General features: G+C 65.1%; 16 protein-coding genes. 3 read left to right on the top strand and 13 right to left on the bottom strand.

Features of this window, described 5'->3' with window-relative positions; genetic code table 11:
* Positions 1-5: 5 nt before the first annotated feature.
* From Pla123a_RS16140 to Pla123a_RS16150, 3 genes are read left to right on the top strand one after another with little or no spacing between them, the layout of a single operon-like run.
* Positions 6-761 (top strand): DUF899 domain-containing protein, encoded by a 756-nt coding sequence (locus tag Pla123a_RS16140; RefSeq protein ID WP_146588819.1) that lies wholly within the window; start codon positions 6-8, stop codon positions 759-761.
* Entirely contained in the window at positions 761-1,249 is a 489-nt protein-coding gene (locus Pla123a_RS16145; RefSeq protein ID WP_146588820.1) for a VOC family protein, read from the top strand. Before Pla123a_RS16140 ends, Pla123a_RS16145 begins: the two co-directional genes overlap by 1 nt.
* A 26-nt stretch (positions 1,250-1,275) precedes the next feature.
* Positions 1,276-1,629 (top strand): YciI family protein, encoded by a 354-nt coding sequence (locus Pla123a_RS16150; protein ID WP_146588822.1) that lies wholly within the window; start codon positions 1,276-1,278, stop codon positions 1,627-1,629.
* A gap of 20 nt (positions 1,630-1,649) precedes the next feature.
* Here Pla123a_RS16150 and Pla123a_RS16155 read toward each other — a convergent pair whose 3' ends face one another.
* The 13 genes from Pla123a_RS16155 to serS form a co-directional block, all read right to left on the bottom strand.
* Entirely contained in the window at positions 1,650-2,969 is a 1,320-nt protein-coding gene (locus Pla123a_RS16155) for a glycosyltransferase family 4 protein (protein ID WP_231956514.1), read from the bottom strand.
* A 497-nt stretch (positions 2,970-3,466) separates the two neighbouring features.
* Complete coding sequence (locus tag Pla123a_RS16160; RefSeq protein ID WP_197528040.1) at positions 3,467-4,942, bottom strand: DEAD/DEAH box helicase; 1,476 nt, start codon at positions 4,940-4,942, stop codon at positions 3,467-3,469.
* Between the two features lie 455 nt (positions 4,943-5,397).
* Positions 5,398-5,712 (bottom strand): hypothetical protein, encoded by a 315-nt coding sequence (locus tag Pla123a_RS16165; protein WP_146588826.1) that lies wholly within the window; start codon positions 5,710-5,712, stop codon positions 5,398-5,400.
* 18 nt (positions 5,713-5,730) lie between these two features.
* Entirely contained in the window at positions 5,731-6,984 is a 1,254-nt protein-coding gene (locus Pla123a_RS16170) for a hypothetical protein (RefSeq protein ID WP_146588827.1), read from the bottom strand.
* Positions 6,985-7,120: 136 nt separating this feature from the next.
* Positions 7,121-9,037, bottom strand: a complete 1,917-nt coding sequence (locus Pla123a_RS16175; RefSeq protein WP_146588830.1) for a peptidylprolyl isomerase — start codon at positions 9,035-9,037, stop codon at positions 7,121-7,123.
* Positions 9,038-9,203: 166 nt separating this feature from the next.
* On the bottom strand, positions 9,204-9,812 hold the full coding sequence (locus Pla123a_RS16180; RefSeq protein WP_146588832.1) for a hypothetical protein: 609 nt from the start codon (positions 9,810-9,812) through the stop codon (positions 9,204-9,206).
* Positions 9,813-9,855: 43 nt separating this feature from the next.
* Positions 9,856-10,416, bottom strand: a complete 561-nt coding sequence (frr, locus tag Pla123a_RS16185; protein WP_146588834.1) for a ribosome recycling factor — start codon at positions 10,414-10,416, stop codon at positions 9,856-9,858.
* Between the two features lie 65 nt (positions 10,417-10,481).
* Positions 10,482-11,219, bottom strand: coding sequence for a UMP kinase (gene pyrH / locus Pla123a_RS16190; RefSeq protein WP_146588836.1), 738 nt, complete (start codon positions 11,217-11,219; stop codon positions 10,482-10,484).
* Positions 11,220-11,325: 106 nt separating this feature from the next.
* Positions 11,326-12,162, bottom strand: a complete 837-nt coding sequence (gene tsf / locus Pla123a_RS16195; RefSeq protein WP_146588837.1) for a translation elongation factor Ts — start codon at positions 12,160-12,162, stop codon at positions 11,326-11,328.
* 100 nt (positions 12,163-12,262) lie between these two features.
* Positions 12,263-13,054 (bottom strand): 30S ribosomal protein S2, encoded by a 792-nt coding sequence (rpsB, locus tag Pla123a_RS16200; RefSeq protein ID WP_231956515.1) that lies wholly within the window; start codon positions 13,052-13,054, stop codon positions 12,263-12,265.
* 908 nt (positions 13,055-13,962) lie between these two features.
* A complete protein-coding gene (locus tag Pla123a_RS16205) occupies positions 13,963-14,517 on the bottom strand; it encodes an adenylate kinase (protein WP_146588842.1) in 555 nt (184 codons plus the stop codon).
* Position 14,518: 1 nt separating this feature from the next.
* Complete coding sequence (locus Pla123a_RS16210) at positions 14,519-15,211, bottom strand: DUF4166 domain-containing protein (protein ID WP_146588844.1); 693 nt, start codon at positions 15,209-15,211, stop codon at positions 14,519-14,521.
* Positions 15,212-15,255: 44 nt separating this feature from the next.
* Positions 15,256-16,554, bottom strand: a complete 1,299-nt coding sequence (gene serS, locus Pla123a_RS16215; protein WP_146588846.1) for a serine--tRNA ligase — start codon at positions 16,552-16,554, stop codon at positions 15,256-15,258.
* Positions 16,555-16,690: the final 136 nt, after the last annotated feature.

The raw sequence follows: 16,690 nt of genomic DNA on the forward strand, positions 1-16,690 counted from the left end.
CCTTCGTGACCACGACCGCCCACCCGCCGATAGCCGACCCTGCCGCCTGGGATGCCCACCGCCGCGAGCTGCTGCAGGCCGAGAAGGAGCTCACCAAACAGTACGACCGCGTCAACGCGATGCGTCGCCGGCTGCCGATGACGCTAGTCGAGAAAGACTACCGGTTCACGGGGTCGGCGGGCGAAGTCGGTTTGGCGGACTTGTTTGACGGGCGGCGTCAGCTCATCGTCTACCATTTCATGTTCGACCCCGATTGGGACAAGGGCTGCCCTGGCTGCACCGGCTTCGTCAACAGCCAGGGCGACCTGTCGATGCTCGCCCAACGCGATACGACGATGACGCTGATCTCCCGCGCGCCATTCGAAAAGCTCGCCGCCTACCGCCGCCAGCACGGCTGGACGCTGCCCTGGTACTCGTCGTTCGGCAGCGAGTTCAACTACGACTACCACGCCACGCTCGACGCGGAGGTCACCACCATTGAGTACAACTACCGCCCCCCCGAGGAGCACGCCGCGGAGTCGATCCCCAAGGGCGAGTCCCACGGCCTCAGCGTGTTCATGCGGCACGAGGGGAGCGTCTACCACACCTACTCGACCTACGGCCGTGGTGTCGAGTCGGTGACCGATGCGTACGCGCTGCTCGACCGCACGCCGTTCGGCCGCCAGGAGGACTTCGAAGACTCGCCCGCGGGCTGGCCGCAGCGGCCGACCTATGGCGGCTGGGGCAGCCCGTTCGCTGCAAACTCAACGGAGGAAGGGTAATGCCCATCGCCCGCCAGCGGATCACGCCCTGCCTGTGGTTTGACGACCAAGGAGAAGAGGCCGCGAAACTCTACACGTCGATCTTCCCAAACTCGTCGATCACGTCGGTCGCCCGCTACAGCGAGGTCGGCAAGGAGAAGCACGGCCGCGAGCCGGGCTCGGTGATGTCGCTCGGATTCACGCTCGACGGGCAGTCGTTTGTGGCTATAAACGGGGGGCCGATCTTCCAGTTCACCGAGGCGGTCTCGCTGCAGATTGCCTGCGAGACCCAAGCAGAGGTCGACTACTACTGGCGCCGGCTGACGGACGGCGGCGCCGAGTCCCAGTGCGGTTGGCTCAAGGACCGGTACGGTCTGTCGTGGCAGGTTGTGCCGGCGTGCGTGCCACGGCTCACCTCCGATCCGGACACGAGCGAACGTGCGATGCGGGCCTTGTTCGAGATGAAGAAGCCCGACATCGCGGCCCTCGAGCGGGCGGCGTCCCAATAGTCACGAGCTTTACAGGAGAGGCGACCATGAGGTTTATGCTACTGGTGTACGGCGACGAAGCCGCGTGGACCGAAGAAGAGCGTTCTGCCTGCATGAGCGAGTCGGCCGCGCTGTGCCGCGTGCTGGCCGAGCAGGGCCAGTTCGTCGACGCTAGCCCGCTGCACCCGGTGGCGACCGCCACGAGCGTCCGCGTCCGCGACGGCAAACGCCACCTCACCGATGGGCCGTTCGCCGAAACCACCGAGCAGCTCGGCGGCTTCTACATCGTCGACATGCCAACCATGGAAGACGCCCTGGCGTTCGCGGCGAGCATCCCGCCCGCCAAGAAAGGCACGGTCGAGGTGCGGCCCTTGTTCGAGTTGAAGGGGCTGCCGGAATAGCCAACCTTGTGCTGGCCAGTTCATTCCGCGCCCACGCACACACGCGGACGGCGCTCGGCTTGGTTCTCGACCACATCCCTAATCACCTCGATGGCGCGGCGTCCAAATGCAGGCCAGTTAAGTGTGGTCCGGGCGCGCTCGAGTGCGGCCTCGGACATGGCCCGGTACTGGTCGGGGTTATCCGCGAGTCGCTCGATCTCGTCGGCGTATTGTTTCGCGGAAGCGTCCACGGGCAGGCAGAGCCCGGTCTTTCCGTGCTGCACCGCGGTCGGCAGTCCTCCCACGGCGCTGACCAGCGAGGGTCTACCGAAGTGGGCGGCTTCACCGGGCGCTATTCCAAACATCTCCCCGGTAGACGGCAGCAGCATGAAATGACTTCGACGCAGCAGCGTCTTGTGGATATCGCGGTCGATTGGATCGCCCATCGAGAGAAAGCCGTGAACACGCACGCGTTCGCAACTGAGGGCCGCGCGGGTGTGACCGCCGATCGAATGGAGCGTCACGTTCCAGCCGCGGGCGGCAAGCTCTCGGGTGATCTCGACGCACAGGTCCAAACGCTTCCGGATTGGGTCAGCGGCGACGATGATGAGTTCGAGTCGCTCGCGTGACGGGAGGTCGATATGGATCGTGTCGTAGGCGTCGGGCACGACCGTTGAGCCTAGGGGCAGCAGGTGTGCTCTGTCGGGCGACAGCCCGTAGTCATTTATCGCTGAGTCGAGTGTGCATTGTGACGCGAAGAGGCCGGCCGCCGTACGCGAGAGCGCAACGCTTTCGATCTCCTCGAAACCCTGCTTCTTGGTTTCGGGCATCCGCGTCCATTTGGCGTAGGTAGTGGCCACCAGCCGCGCGGTGGCGTCAGAAAAGTAGACGATCGGCAGATCGGTTTTCAGTGCGTACAGCGGCGAGCTGATACATACGCCAAACAACGCATCGAGCGGACGGTCTAAGGAGTCGAGTTGGCGGCCGATGTCCGCGCTCATCGACTCCGCGATGCCGATCAGCCTGTCGTAGGCCTGCGCGGCCTGGACTTGCTCAATTGCTGATTTTAGCCGGTCGCGGACCGCGTTGCGGAGATTACGGATCTGAGGGTTCTTGCGGATAGCCCTTGGCAGGAACGCTAACGTCTGCTTGGCCGGCTTATCGCTGAAGCGACCTCCGGGCGTCAGCGGAACGACCTCCGCGCCGGTTGCTGCGAGCGCAGACGCGGCGTGGAAGGGCATTCCACTGATGGCGTTTGGGTCGGAAGGGTCGGCGAGGCTGATAAAGCCGATCCGCAACCCAGCGCCCCTTAGATCAGGCGAAGAGTAGGCAGGGGCAGTGGATGGGAGAACGTCGTTCATTAGGTTGGGCTGCCCCAGTGCGTGAGCCGAATCGTCCGCGGTAAGACGGTGAAGGACTCCAAGTTGGCGGCAAGGACCGCAGGTTTTGGCGAGCATTTGCAGCGACGCACTTAGCCGCAAAACTGCGGGTTGCCACGAGCCTAATGCGTTGGGGGGAGATTTGCAACCGATTTCTCATCAGGTCGATCGCAATAGGAGGACTTAGCGAAGACGCGATCGCGATGTCTGGTCTGCTGTGAAGTATTGCCGGCCGTACTCCACGAGGGAGTGCTCCAAGTCGCTACAGCGTCGATAGCGCAGGCAATGCAGGGCGGGCAAGAAGCCCGAGGCATGTGTGGATCGGCAAATCTTACGACGCAAGAAGACAGAGCCCGGCGCGGACGCATGCCGCGTGCCTGCGGAACGCACGGCGCCGACCTCCTCGCAGACAATAAAAAAACCGCGGGCGGCCAAGAGGCCGCCCGCGGTTGGAGCAATTGCAATGTAAGGGCTGCGTACTACGACGCGGCGGGGCGGCTGGGCCGCTGGCCGGCGGCGCTGCCAACGCCGCGACGGCGGCGACGCTGCTTCTGGCCGGAGCGACGTTCGCCGGCAGCGGACTCGCCTCCGCTGTGGCCGGCTCCACTGCCGCCGCCTGTGCTGCCGTTCGGGCGGCTCTTGCCGTAGCTGCGTGACTTGCCGTAGCCCTTGCCACTGGGGCGGCCGCCCTGACCCGAGCGTGGCTTGCCGCCACCGCCCTGACCGCCCTGGCCACCGGAACGCTTGTAGCCGGTGCCGTGGCTGATGGGGTCGGTCGGCTCGAAGCCGGGGACCGTGGCCTCAACCGGGATGGAACGCTTCACCAGCCGCTCGATCTGCTTGAGCAGGCCGTGCTCGTCGCCGGCACAGAACGAAACCGCCGCACCCTCGGCGCCCGCCCGGGCGGTGCGTCCGATGCGGTGCACGTAGGTCTCGGCCGTTTCGGGCAGGTCGTAGTTGATCACGTGCGACACGCCCGAGATGTCCAGGCCCCGGGCGGCGATGTCGGTCGCGACCAGCACCGGCGGGTTCTTGCCCTTGAACTGGGCGAGCGCCCGACTGCGGGCGTTCTGGCTCTTGTTGCCGTGGATGGCGGCGGCCTTCAGGCCTTCGCGTTCCAGGTGCTTGACGATCTTGTCGGCCCCGTGCTTCGTGCGGCTGAAGACCAGCGTGCGGTCGCGGCGGGTCGCCTTGAGGAAGTGGGCCAGCAGGTGGTGCTTCTTCTTCTTGTCAACCATGTGAACCGACTGGGTAACTTTGTCGGCCGGCTTGGACACGGCGCCGATCTCGATCGAGTCGGGCCTGGTGAGCCACTGCTGGGCCAGCTCGCGGATCTCGTTCGGCATGGTCGCCGAGAACATCAGCGTCTGACGCTTACTGGGCACCGCGGCGACAATCCGCTTGAGCGCGGGCAGGAAGCCCATGTCGAGCATCTGGTCGGCCTCGTCGAAGATCAGGATCTCGACCTGCGATAGATCGATGTGCCCCTGGTCCTTGAGGTCGAGCAGGCGGCCCGGCGTGGCGACCAGCGTGTCGACGCCGTTCTGCAGGGCCTTCACCTGATGGTACTGCGACACGCCGCCGAAGATGACAGTCTGACGCAGCGGGGTGAACTTGCCGTACTTGTCGAAGCTGGCGCCGATCTGGGCGGCCAGCTCACGGGTCGGCGACAGCACCAATGCACGCAGGGGGCGGGGCTGGCGGCGCGGCTTCTGCCGCTTGCCGTCAATGGTTTGCTTGGGGGGACGCGGCGGCATGCTCTCCAGCAGCCGCTGAAGCGTCGGGAGCGTAAACGCGGCAGTCTTGCCGGTGCCGGTCTGGGCGCAGCCGATCAGGTCGCCGCCCTGCAGCACGACCGGGATCGCCTTGGCCTGGATCGGCGTGGCGGTGGCGTAGCCCAACAGGTCGGTCGCTTGGAGGAACGCGTCGGCCAGGCCGAGTTCGGAAAAATCCATCTACAGTACTACTTTCGTGAGGCCGGGCGAGCGCGTCGGGCGAACCCGGTGCGCAGCTCTAGCGGCGGGACCCCACTGTGGTGGGGCAGTGCTAAGGACGGCCTGCGTCTTGTGTCACACGACAGCAAGCATTCGACGCCGCGTCGAGCTTCAAACGCTCGAAGCGGCGGAGGCCGTTAGGGGCAAGAAAATCAATCGCCCTCGATAGCAAGAATCCCTGGGCCGGCCCCGAGTTGAGGGGCTGGCGGCTTGGCCGAATGGAAAAGCCCAGTCAACAGGGGAGTTGACTGGGGCCAGACTGCCTGGGAAGACGCTTACGTCGAATTTGAATGAACACAACCGGCCAATATCTTAGGTGGGGGGCCGGAAGGTCTCACACCTTGGGTAGTCGAGTAAGCATAGCAGAAATCCTGATCCGGGCAAGAGCGGCGGCCGCCGCTCGGGCCCTAAACGGGTTACCGGAGGCTGGCGTGAGCCAATTTTCCGGTTATGAGCCCTGCCAGCACGAACGCGATCACCCACGACAGCGAGCCGGACTCGACCGCCCCGACCGCGAAAACGCACGTCAGCACCGCACCGGCGGCCCCCAGCTGCCGCTTGAACGCCCGGGTGCCCCAGTAGCTGTCCGACCAGGAACCTTCATCCTGCCAGTTGAACTCGCCGCCGCACTGCGGGCAGGCGTCGAGCGACGGCTGGCGGCGTGTGAGCGGCGTCGCGCAGTTCAGGCAGCAGGCGCCCAGCGGCGTGGCGGGGGTGGTCGTGTCGTCCAACTTCAGTTGCTCCTTCGATCAGTTGACCCACAGCGCGAACCCGATGAAATTCCCCCGGAACACCTGCTGCAACTCGCTCCAAGATCGCTTGCTGCTCAGCTTGCCCGGCTCGAGGTAGGGCAGGGCGGCGGAGCCTTGCACCCACAGCACCAGGTCGAAGTCGCGCGGATCGGTCAGCACGCGGTGGAGATTCACTCCGTCCTTGAAGCCCCGCCGCCAGAACGGAACGAGCTTGTCGCCGCCGAGGATCGCCTCGGCCTCATCGAGGAAGTTGTGCCAGGCGATGATCCGGTCGGGCGAGACACTCAGGTTAGCGATGACGCTTTCTTGGTTGGCATTGGGGATCCACTCGAGGTGGTCGTCGTCCTCCGCCTGGATGAGCCGCCAGCTGTCGCGACTGAGGGCGACCATCTTCAGCAGCCGCCGCTGGCAGTCGCGCATCCGCGCGGGTTCGCGGAGCTTGAAGTCCATCAGGTGGATGGCCGCGATAAAGTCCGAAGCGTTCTCAAACTCGAACATCCCGCGCCGACGCCGTGGCTTGCGTTCGGACTGCTCCCTCGCGAACTCGGTGTCCGGGTTCAAAAAGAAGGCGTGGGCGGTGTTCTCGAACAGCTCGTGGTGGTCGTACGCCAGCACCGCGTCCGCCAGCGCCATGACCGCGTGGCAGTAGCCGCGCATCCAGTAGACGTCCGCCGAGTCGAAGCCCACCACCAGCGGCTCCTCCTGGTTGCGTGGCTGCCGCCGGTTCATCAGCGTGCCGAAGATGACGTTCAGGTGTTCCGCTTCCGCAATGTGGCCGTCCCCGTCCGCGTCGATGCCAACCTGGTCGAAGTTGAGATCCCAGTGCAGGTCTTCGTCGTCAATCTCGGCGAGCGTCGCCTCCGCAGTTTGGATGTCGGACTGGAATCGTTCGACCATCGTGCGCAGGTCCTCGTACCGGACTAGTTGCGCTTCCCGATTGCCGCCCGCCGCGGCCCCTACCCGCAGGAAGGGCAGCCAGCCAGCCTCGGTGCGGACGCCGTAGCGGACCCCGGTTTGGCTGAGCCGTTCCACGGCCCGCAGGAACTGCACGGTACCCAATTGAAACCGCGCGAGGTCGTCGTCCGGCTCGCCACGCAGGTGTTCCGCCAGCACTTCTTCGGCGGACTCAAGCTCGCCGGCAGCGAGCCGCGGCTCGATGTCGGGGCGACCGCCCGCCCCGAGCAGCGGCGCAGCCGTGGCTATTGCCGTTCCGCACACCAGTGCGATCAACCCCCTGCTCTGCGTGTTCATCTGTCCCCTCACTGCCTGACGTCAATCAGCCGACCAGAGTGGCCCGTCTTCCATGGTACGGTTGTCGCCGCTGTGGCGATAAAAAAACCCGGCCCTGGAGGGCCGGGTTTGAGGGGGAGGTTATGCGTCTCCGCGGCTACCGCACGGCGCCGGTCTGGCGGACATTCGTGTCGCGCCGGGCCTCTGCGGACCGCTGCGCCGGTGGCGCCTGGCTGGTGCCGGCTAGGTAGTTGTCGATCCGGGCCGACTTGCGGATCTCTTCGTAGCGCTCGGCCATGGCGATCCGCAGCTTCTTCTCGTACAAGTCCGGGTACAGCGTGTCCTTGACTTCGTCGGGGGTGACCTCCACCGGCTCGGTGCGTCCCTCCGACTTGAGGATCACGAACTTGTCGCCCACCTGCACGATGCCCGACAGCTCGCCCTCGGCCAGCTCAAACGCGACCTGCTCCAGCTGGGGCTGCCCGCCGAACTTCCGCAGCGGCGGCACCTCGCCCCGCAGGGCGCGGCTGGTCGGCTCGATCGAGTACTCCTCGGCGAGGTCGCCGAAGAAGTCCATCGACGCGTTGCCGCGGGCCTTCTCCCAGACCTCCTGGGCGCGACGCATCTCGCCGAGCACGATCGCCCGGACGCGGACCCGTTCGCCGAAGTTGGCCTCGAAGCCCTTTTCCATGTCTTCCTGAGTGACCTGCACCTTGTCGCGGGTTAGCTTCTTGAGCGCGGCCGACGGCCACACCGAGTCACGCACGTAGACCTCGTAGCTGACGCCCTGCTCCTCGGGGGCAACCTTGGCCCACTTCGCCAGGTCGGGCTGCCCGCTGGGGCCGACGACGCCGGCGAGCTGCGCGGCGTGCGACATCTCGCCGCGGAGGTCGTCGTTGCTGACCGTGACATTCAGCTTCTTGAGCTCCTGCTCCAGCAGCATCCGCGAGACGTGCCCGTCGAGCACCTCCTCGCCGTGGCGGGCCAGGCACTCCTTGCCGAGTTCGAGCATCGTGATCGACTCGCCGTTGACGGTCGCCACGACGCCGGGCATGGACTGGCTGAGCTGCGGGTCGTTGTAAACGTTCTTGATTGTGGCCGCGTTCTGCAGCTTCTCGAACAGGTTCGAGGCGACGCCGCGGAGCTTCTCTTCGCGGATCCCCTCCTCGAGCTCGGACCTGATCGCTTCCATCGAAACCTTGCGGGGTGGCAGGTGGCTCTCGCACTTCAGGAGCGCGAACTGCTCGCCGACCGGCAGCACCTGCGACACCTGGCCGGGCTGCAGCGCGAACGCCGCCCGCTCGACTGTCGGCTCGCCGATGTACGGCCGGATCGGCTGGATCAAACCGCCGATCGACGCGCTGTTGACGTCCACGCTCTCCTGCATCGCCAGGCGGGCGAAGTCGTTGGGGTTGGCCGACAGCTGACGCTGCAGGGCCTTGGCCCGCTGCTGGTCCTCGACCACAATCAGGCGGACCTGCACGGCGGCGCCGTAGCGGCTCTCGTAGGCCTTCTTGATCTCTGCGTCGGCGACCACCAGGTCCTTGGCGGCCAGCTTACGCAGGGCGATGGTCGGCCACAGGATGTCGCGTTTGTACTCCTCGGGCTTTACGCCCCGCTCGTCCTGCAGCAGGCCGAGCCACTGCTCGCGGCCCAGCTTGAAACGCTTTGCCATGCGGTCGATCTCGGCCTCGATCTCCTGGTTGGTGATCGTGACGCCGCGGTTCTTGCAGTGGTGCTCGATCAGCCGCTTGTTGACGAGCGCCTCGAGCACGTCCTCGCCGTAACGCTCGACGCACGCCTGGGCGAGCGCCGGGCGGCTGACGTCCTGGCCGTTGACGATGGCCATGACGTCGTGCTGCGGCTCGGGGGCGCGGAGCGGCTTCTGCGGCTCGCTGGGCGTCGCCTGACGGCTCGGCGCCTGGGCCTCGGCCGTGTTGGTGCTGAGCGTGCGGACGGCGATCGCGCCGCCGATCACCGCGGTGGTAATAACCGCCATCACCAACCGGCGAGAGCGGACGACGCGTGGGTCGTGGGCGGTGTGGGGGTCGTGTTCGGCTTCCATGCGGGCCATGACGGTTTCTCCATAAACCGGGTCAACAGGCGTTGGGCGTCGCGCTGCGGGTGCGCACGCTCCTTGGGTATCGGGGCAGGAAGATTAACGCGCCCGCGGGATTGGGGGCAAGAGAAGAGTTTGGGCGTGCTAGCACACGCCACCTTACCGGAGGAACACGCACTGCCTAGAGGATCAGACCAGTCGAGCATTCCTGAGCATACTGGCGAAGCTCGCGCGTTGTATCGGTGCGCAGGAGGAATTGTGAGATCTTGTCCTCGACGAACGAGGTTTTCTGTCCGTGAAGATGCCCCAGGCCATGGAGGAACGATTCTTGGACCGCCGCGTGTCGGTGTGAGAGTCCGAAGTCAAATAGCACTTCAGCGTATGGGAACAGTTCGGGGCGTGCATGAAGCGTTAGGTGCTCCAAGCCCCCATCCATATCCCAGAGCATGTAGCACGCCGTTGCAAAGCTATTGGCTGCGCGGTGGGAATGGTGAGCGGCGTCTTCGCAGTAATTTGCGAAACCAAGCTCGTACAGATCGATCAGTGACGCGTAAAAATCGCCGTACCCGCTCTCGCCTGCCGGCTGCAATGCGTCATGTGCAACGTCGCCCACGCACCCATACGCAAACCAAAGCGTTTTTCCGATGGCTTCGAGGCCGTGCCGGTCAACAAGTTGGTCGATCGATCGATTGAAATCGATGAGCAAGCGCTGCGCTGCGGTTGCGTCAGGAGCCAACTCCCCGGAGTTGTCCTGCCCTATGGCGGTTGCGACAAACTGATCGAGGTTCATGCTTGCGTCCGGCGCAGCGATGGCCACTCCAGGGGCCGGGCGATCATTCGTCCAGCACTTCGGCTTCCTTGGTCTTGGCGAGCTCGGTGACCTGCCCCTCGTATTTGTTGGTCAGCTCCTGGACGTCGTCCTTGTAGGTCTTGCACTCGTCCTCGCTGAGCTCCTTGTCCTTCTCGAGCTGGTCGAGCGCCTTGTTGGCGTCGCGGCGGACGTTGCGGATGCTGACCTTCGACTCCTCGGCCAGGTCCTTGGTGCGAGCGACCATCTTCTTGCGGACCTCGCCCGAGAGCGCGGGGATGTTCAGGCGGATCACCTTGCCGTCGGACTGCGGGGCGAGGCCCAGGTCGCTGGCGATGATGCCCTTCTCGATGTCCTTGATCGTGCCGGGGTCGAACGGCCGGATCACTAGCTGCTGCGGCTCGGGCGCGCTGACGCTGGCGATCTGCTTGACCGGCGTGGGCGAGCCGTAGACCTCGACTTTGAGCGAGTCGACCATGCCGGGGTTCGCGCGGCCGGTACGGATGCCTGCCAGGTCGCCCTTGAGGCGGCCGACGGCCTTCTCCATACGTTCTTCAGCGTCCAGGAGGGTTTCTTCTACGCTCATGTTGCTAGCGGAGGTCTTGGAGTTGAGTGTTGGTGAAAAGGCCGTCCGGCCTAGCGCCCGATTCCCTAGGCGGGGGTCATCGGCGTGCTGTCGACGCGGGTGCCGAGGGTCTCGCCGCGGACGGCCCGCTCGATGTTGCCGTCGGTCCGGTAGTTGAACACCAGGATCGGCAGGTCGTGTTCCATGCAGTGGGCGATGGCGGTCGAGTCCATCACGCGGAGGTTCTTCTCGCGCACCTGGCCAAAGGTGAGGTGGTTGTACAGCACCGCGTGGGGGTTGGTCTCGGGGTCGTCGCTGTAGACGCCGTCGACGCGGGTCGCCTTCATGAGGATGTTGCACTCGAGCTCGAGCGCCTTCTGGGCGGCGGCGGTGTCGGTCGTGACAAACGGCGCGCCGGTGCCGGCGGCGAAGATCACGATGCGGCCCTTCTCCATGTGCCGCTTGGCGCGGCGGCGGATGTACGGCTCGGCGACGCCGTCCATCTTGATGGCGCTCATCAGGCGGGTCTCGGCGCCGAGCGACTCGAGCGCGTCCTGCAGCGCCAGCCCGTTGATCACCGTGGCCAGCATGCCCATGTAGTGGCCCGTGGCCTCCTGGATGCTGCGCGCCCCGGCGGTGAACTGCGCGCCGCGGAGGATGTTGCCGCCGCCGATGACGATGCCGATCTGCACGCCCAGCTTCTGCGCCTTGATCGTCTGCGAAGCGATGTCGACCACCTCCTCCATGCTGATGCCACGCTGGCCGGCGGGGGCGAAGGACTCGCCGGAGAGTTTCAGCAGGACGCGATTGTAAGGCGAGGACATGGGCGATCGTTGAGTGAAGTGCGGCGGGGCAGTGGGGTCGGGCCCATTGTGACACAAAAAAGCCCCGGAGCGAACTCCGGGGCTTGGTCGTTTCTTGGCGTCGCGGCTAGGCGTTGGTGGGCGTCTCGCCGACCTTCCAGAGCGTGAAGCCCTTGATCTTCATGCCGCCCGCCTTGGCCACGGCCCCGACGGTCTGCTTGTCGTCGTGGATGTAGGGCTGCTCTTCCAGCACGTGCTCGGCGTAGAAGTTCTTCATCCGGCCGACAATCATCTTCTCGATGATCTCCTCGGGCTTGCCCTCGGCGCGGGCCCGCTCCTTCTGGATGTCCTCCTCGGCCTTGACCATCGCGGGGTCCATCTCGGCCTTGGTGGCCGCGGCCGGCTTCATCGCGACGATCTGCATGCCGATGTTCTTGGCCAGGGCCTCGTCGCCCCCTTCGGCCTCGAGCAGCACGCCGGTCTTGCCGTCGTGGTGGACGTAGCCGCCGCACGCGCCGTCGACGCGGTGGATGCGGGGCACCCGGAACACCTCGCGGATCTTGTTGACGATCTCGTCGCGCACTTCCTTGAGGGTCTGGCCCGACTTGCTGGGGCAGGGCTGCTCCCACAGCTCCTCGGGGGTCGCGGCGCCGGGGCCGGTGGCGAGCTGCTCGGCCAGGTCCTTGGCCAGCTGCACCACCTCGTCGTTGCCGGCCACAGGGGCCGACTCGACCTGCAGCTCGATGATCGCGCCCGCCGTGTCCGAGGTGTACAGCGCGATGCGGCCCTCCTCGGTGGTGCGGTCGCCGCGGCCGTCGATGAACTTGGCGCCCTCCTCACGGAGCGCCTTCTTGGCGGCCTCCATGTCGCCGCCGGATTCGACCAGCGCCTTCTTGCACTTCATCATCGGGAGCTGGGTCTGTTCCCGCAGCTCCTTAACCAATGCGGCAGTGATCTCTGCCATGGGGTTGCTCCTGTAGAGTCGGTGTAGAGTGTCAGCCGTGACGCCGCCTGTTGTCGTGGCGTCGGATGTTGTGTCAGATGCGGGGCCGGTCCCAGAGCGGTTAGCCCTCGGTGGACTCGCCCGCGGCGACTGCTTCGGCCGGGGCCCCATTCTGGGACTCAGCGGCCGCCGGCTTGTCCGAACCCTCGGACGCCGCCTGCTGCTGCGTGGCCTGCTGGACCTTGCCCGACGCGATCGCGTCGGCCAGGATCTTCGTGATCATCTCGATCGAACGCATCGAGTCGTCGTTGCCCGGGATCGGCAGGTCGACCGTGTCGGGGTCGCAGTCGGTGTCGATCAACGCCACCACGGCGATGCCCAGCTTGCGGGCTTCTTTGACCGCGTTCTTTTCCTTCTTCGGGTCGATCACCACCATGCACTCCGGCAGGCGGTTCATGGTCCGCATGCCGTTGAGGTTGCGGTACATCTTCTTGTACTCGCGGTTCAGCGACGCCTGGGCCTTCTTCGAGTACGAGTTGAGCGCGTCCGACTGGCGGATGCCCTCGAGCTCTTCCAGACGCGACAGCCGGTCGCGGATCGTGCGGAAGTTGGTCAGCGTGCCGCCGAGCCAACGCTCCGCGACAAACGGCATGCCACAGCGGCTGGCCTCGCGCTCGACGCTCTCGGCCGCCTGACGCTTGGTGCCGACCCACAAGATCAGGCTGCCACGCGCCGCGACGTCCGACAAGTACTTCTTGGCACGCAGCAGGCCGCGGATCGTCTCGCGGACGTCGATGATGTGAATCGTGTTCTTGCGGGCGTAAATGTACGGCCGCATCTTCGGGTTCCACCGGCTCGAACGGTGACCGAAGTGGACGCCTGCCTCAACTAGCTCTTTGACGAGGGTCGACAAAACACAGCTCCTGAAAAATGGCACACCGGCTAAGTCCCGGGCGGCACGCTCCCCATGGGGAAAACCGCAGCGGGCGTCCGGCGTTAGTAAAGTCCGGCCGAGTAAGAAGTTAAACGCCCCAGACCGGGCCGATCAGTCTGGCGTAGCCCAGTAGAATACTCGGCTGCCGGATGGGGGTCAACGTGGGCAAAATGCTAGCGGTTGGGGGCCTGCGTTCTCGGGTTTTGTCCGAAATATCGATTGGAGGGGACAAAACTCAGGCCATACCCGGGCTGCGGTGAACGTAAGTGATTTCATGAAAACACCTTACGGTTTGGGTCGGGTGCGGCCCCAGGGGGTTTTGTCTCGGCTTTGTTGAGAGCCTTTCGAGTGGGATCGAAGGTCGGTTCGGAAAGGCTAGGGATTTCGAGCTCGTGGCTCACTGATTTTACCCGACGTCTAGGCCTATTTCAGCCGGAAAACAGGTCAATCACGACCCCCGTGTGGCAGCGACTTTCGCCCGGCGAAAGGCAGGCCGGCGTATTGGCTCATTCGGGCGATAGTCGGTGTTGCTTGCGACAAGAGGCGATCGAGCCGCAAGCGATGCCGGGTCTGGCAATGCCACTTGGGCTGCGGCCACCGATGTTCGTTCGACGGTGGTTTTCGTGCTGGCGGAGCTTCCTGCGAACGAAAATCGGTGCTACCCCGGATTGGGGCGCCAGGTCATCTTGGGTAGCAGCGACCTTCGCCCGGGGGACGGCAGGTCAGCGCGAGGGCTCAATCGGGCGAATGTCGGTGTCGCCTGCGACAAGAGGCAATCGAGCCGCAAGCGATGCTCCGTCCGGCAAGACCTCTTGGGCTGCGCCCACCGACAATCGTGCGAATGGATTCTGAGAGCAGGCTGCGCGAGGTGCGCACGCAAGTCGGTGCTACACGATTGATTTTAATTCACTGACGAACGCGTGTACCTCGGCCTGCTTGTGCAGTCGGGTGAAGGTCACCGCGGGCCACTCGTCGGAGTCCATCAGCGCGGCGTACTGCCGGCGGTTCTGGCGGAACGTTCTCGCTAGCCAGACCAGGATCGAGTCGGTCGACAGGAACGACTTGGCGAAGGTCTCGCGGTTGTCGGCGTAGAGCGGCTCGCGGGTAATCACCCGCCGCGTGGTCCGGCAGAGCGCCCGGGCGGCCACGGTCGGGAACGAGTGGTCGAGCCACACGACGTCGGTCGCGCGGCCCCACACCAGGTCGCGGGCCTTGCTGTAGTTGCCGTCAGAGACCCAGCAGTCGGCGGCGACTTGCTGGCGGACCGACTCGCGGAACTCGTCGGTCGGTTGCTCCTGCCAGTCGGGCAGCCAGTGCAGGGCGTCGAGCTCGATGCGCTGACCGCCAATGACCGCGGCCAACTGCCGCGCGAGCGTGCTCTTGCCGCTGCAAGTCGAGCCGACGACCGCGATGCGGCGTGGTTGCGTCGGCGGCGAGGGCATCCTAGTGGCGTCCTACAACTCGGATCGGATGAACGCCGTCAGGAATGTCTTCTAGACTGCAACTCACACGCTCGAGTCGAAACCAGCCTCTGTACCCCAGGATACGACCCCAAAAACGATTGGAAATCGCGACATCGACCAAGAAGCATTGTCGCTCTTCGTCAAACGATTCACGGACCCAGGCATCCCCCGAAAAGAACCTAGGGAAGGGGATGCTGAACGGACCCACGTGGACTTGCTGCCGTGTTGTCGTCACGACCAGCGAGCCATCGGTAGCCGCCTCGAATACGAGATCAACCGAGAGGTGCTGGTGGGTGCCGGCGTAGAGTACGGGACCGCCTTGCCGCTCGCTGTAGACGAAATACTCATCGAAATCACGCGTGCGGCGGGGGAACTCAAACACGCGTTTCCAGGTGACGGTCTCGCGTCCGAGGTCGTCGAGATACGCATAGTTGCGGATCTCAAACGGAATCCCTCTGCCGGTCTCTGGGAACAGAATGCGCCGCGTGGCGCCAAGGAAAAGGAACGGCACGGTATACCACCGCCCGTGCCACACCTCCTCCATGACTCCACGCCCGATGAACGCGGATTGGGAAACGCTAGTGATCCCGTATTGCTCCTGAATCCGCGAGTGCAGCCGGGCGAACTCGCTGCCCATCGATCGTTGCACGATGGAATCGCACTGATCGGTCACAGCGATTCGCTCCCGGCGCTTAGTTTAGGAATTAAACCAGGAGACTATTCGTCATCCTCATCCGACGACGAACCAATCCGGTCCTTGCCGACGTACGGCCGTAGGGCCTCGGGGATCAGGATCGAGCCGTCGGGCTGCTGGCAGTTTTCGAGGATGGCGATGATGGCGCGGCTGATCGCCACCGCGGTGCCGTTGAGCGTGTGGACGAAGTTGGTCCCCTTCTCGCCCTTCTTGCGGTAGCGGATGTTGAGCCGGCGGGACTGGTAGTCGGTGCAGTTCGAGGTGCTGGTGACCTCGCCGAACTCGCCGTGGTCGCCGCGGCCCGGCATCCAGGCCTCGAGGTCGAACTTGCGGTACGCGGGGCCCCCGAGGTCGCCGGTCGCAATGTCCAAGACGCGGAACGGCAGGCCGAGGCCGTTGAAGATCTCGCACTCCAGGTCGCAGAACATGTTGAGCGTGTCCTCGCTCTGCTCCGGCGTGGTGAAGGCGAACATCTCGACCTTGGTGAACTGGTGCACGCGGTACAGGCCGCGCGACGCGCGGCCGGCGGCGCCCGCCTCGGTGCGGTAGCAGTGGCTGATGCCGCACAGCTTGATCGGCAGGTCCTCTTCGTCGAGCACCTTGCCGGCGTACAGGCCGCCCAGCGTGATCTCGGCGGTGGCCACCAGGTTGAGGTCGAAGTTCTCGATGCTGTAGATCTGGGTCTCGGGGCCGCGGGGGATGAAGCCGACCCCCTGCAGCACGTCGCCCCGCGCGAGGTCGGGCGTGATGGTCGGCGTGAAGCCTTCCTTCATCAGGATATCGATCGCGTAACGCTGCAGCGCGAGCTCCAGCAGCACGGCCTCGTTGCGGAGGTAGTAGAAGCCCTGGCCGGCGACGTGCGAGCCCCCCTCGAAGTCGATCAGGTCGTGCTGCTCGCCGAGCTCGACATGGTCGAGCACGGGGAAGCTCGGCTGCCGGACCTCGAGATCGCCGCGGCGGATCTCGCGGCTGGCGTCCTCGCCGCCGCGGGGCGAGTCGGCGTGCGTCAGGTTGGGCATCGCGCGGTGGATGGCGTCGGCCTCCGCGCTGATGCGGTCGATCTGCTTCTGCAGCTCGTCCTTCTCTTCACGCAGCTTGCGGCCCTCTTCCTTGCGGGCCTCGCGCTCGTCGTTGTCCTTGGCCTTGCCAATCGACTTGCTGACCTCGTTGGCCTGGCGCGAGAGCTCCTCGACCTGCTGCATCAGGGTCTTGCGTTCGCTGTCGAGCTGCACGAAGCGGCCCACGTCTGCCTTGACGCCGCGGATGTTGCAGTTTTCCTGAACCAGCTCGGGGTTCTCGGTGATGTAGCGCTTATCCAGCATCTTTTTTCCAACCGCTTGATCGTGTGCTTGATGTTGTTTGCCCCAACATGAAGCCTGCAGGGAGCGACCTCGACGCCCGCTCGCTGTGGTCCCTGCTCCGTGCCGCTCGTGTTCGTGCCGCTCGTGTCTGTGTCGC

This window comes from Posidoniimonas polymericola (genome assembly GCF_007859935.1).
GTDB lineage: Bacteria > Planctomycetota > Planctomycetia > Pirellulales > Lacipirellulaceae > Posidoniimonas > Posidoniimonas polymericola.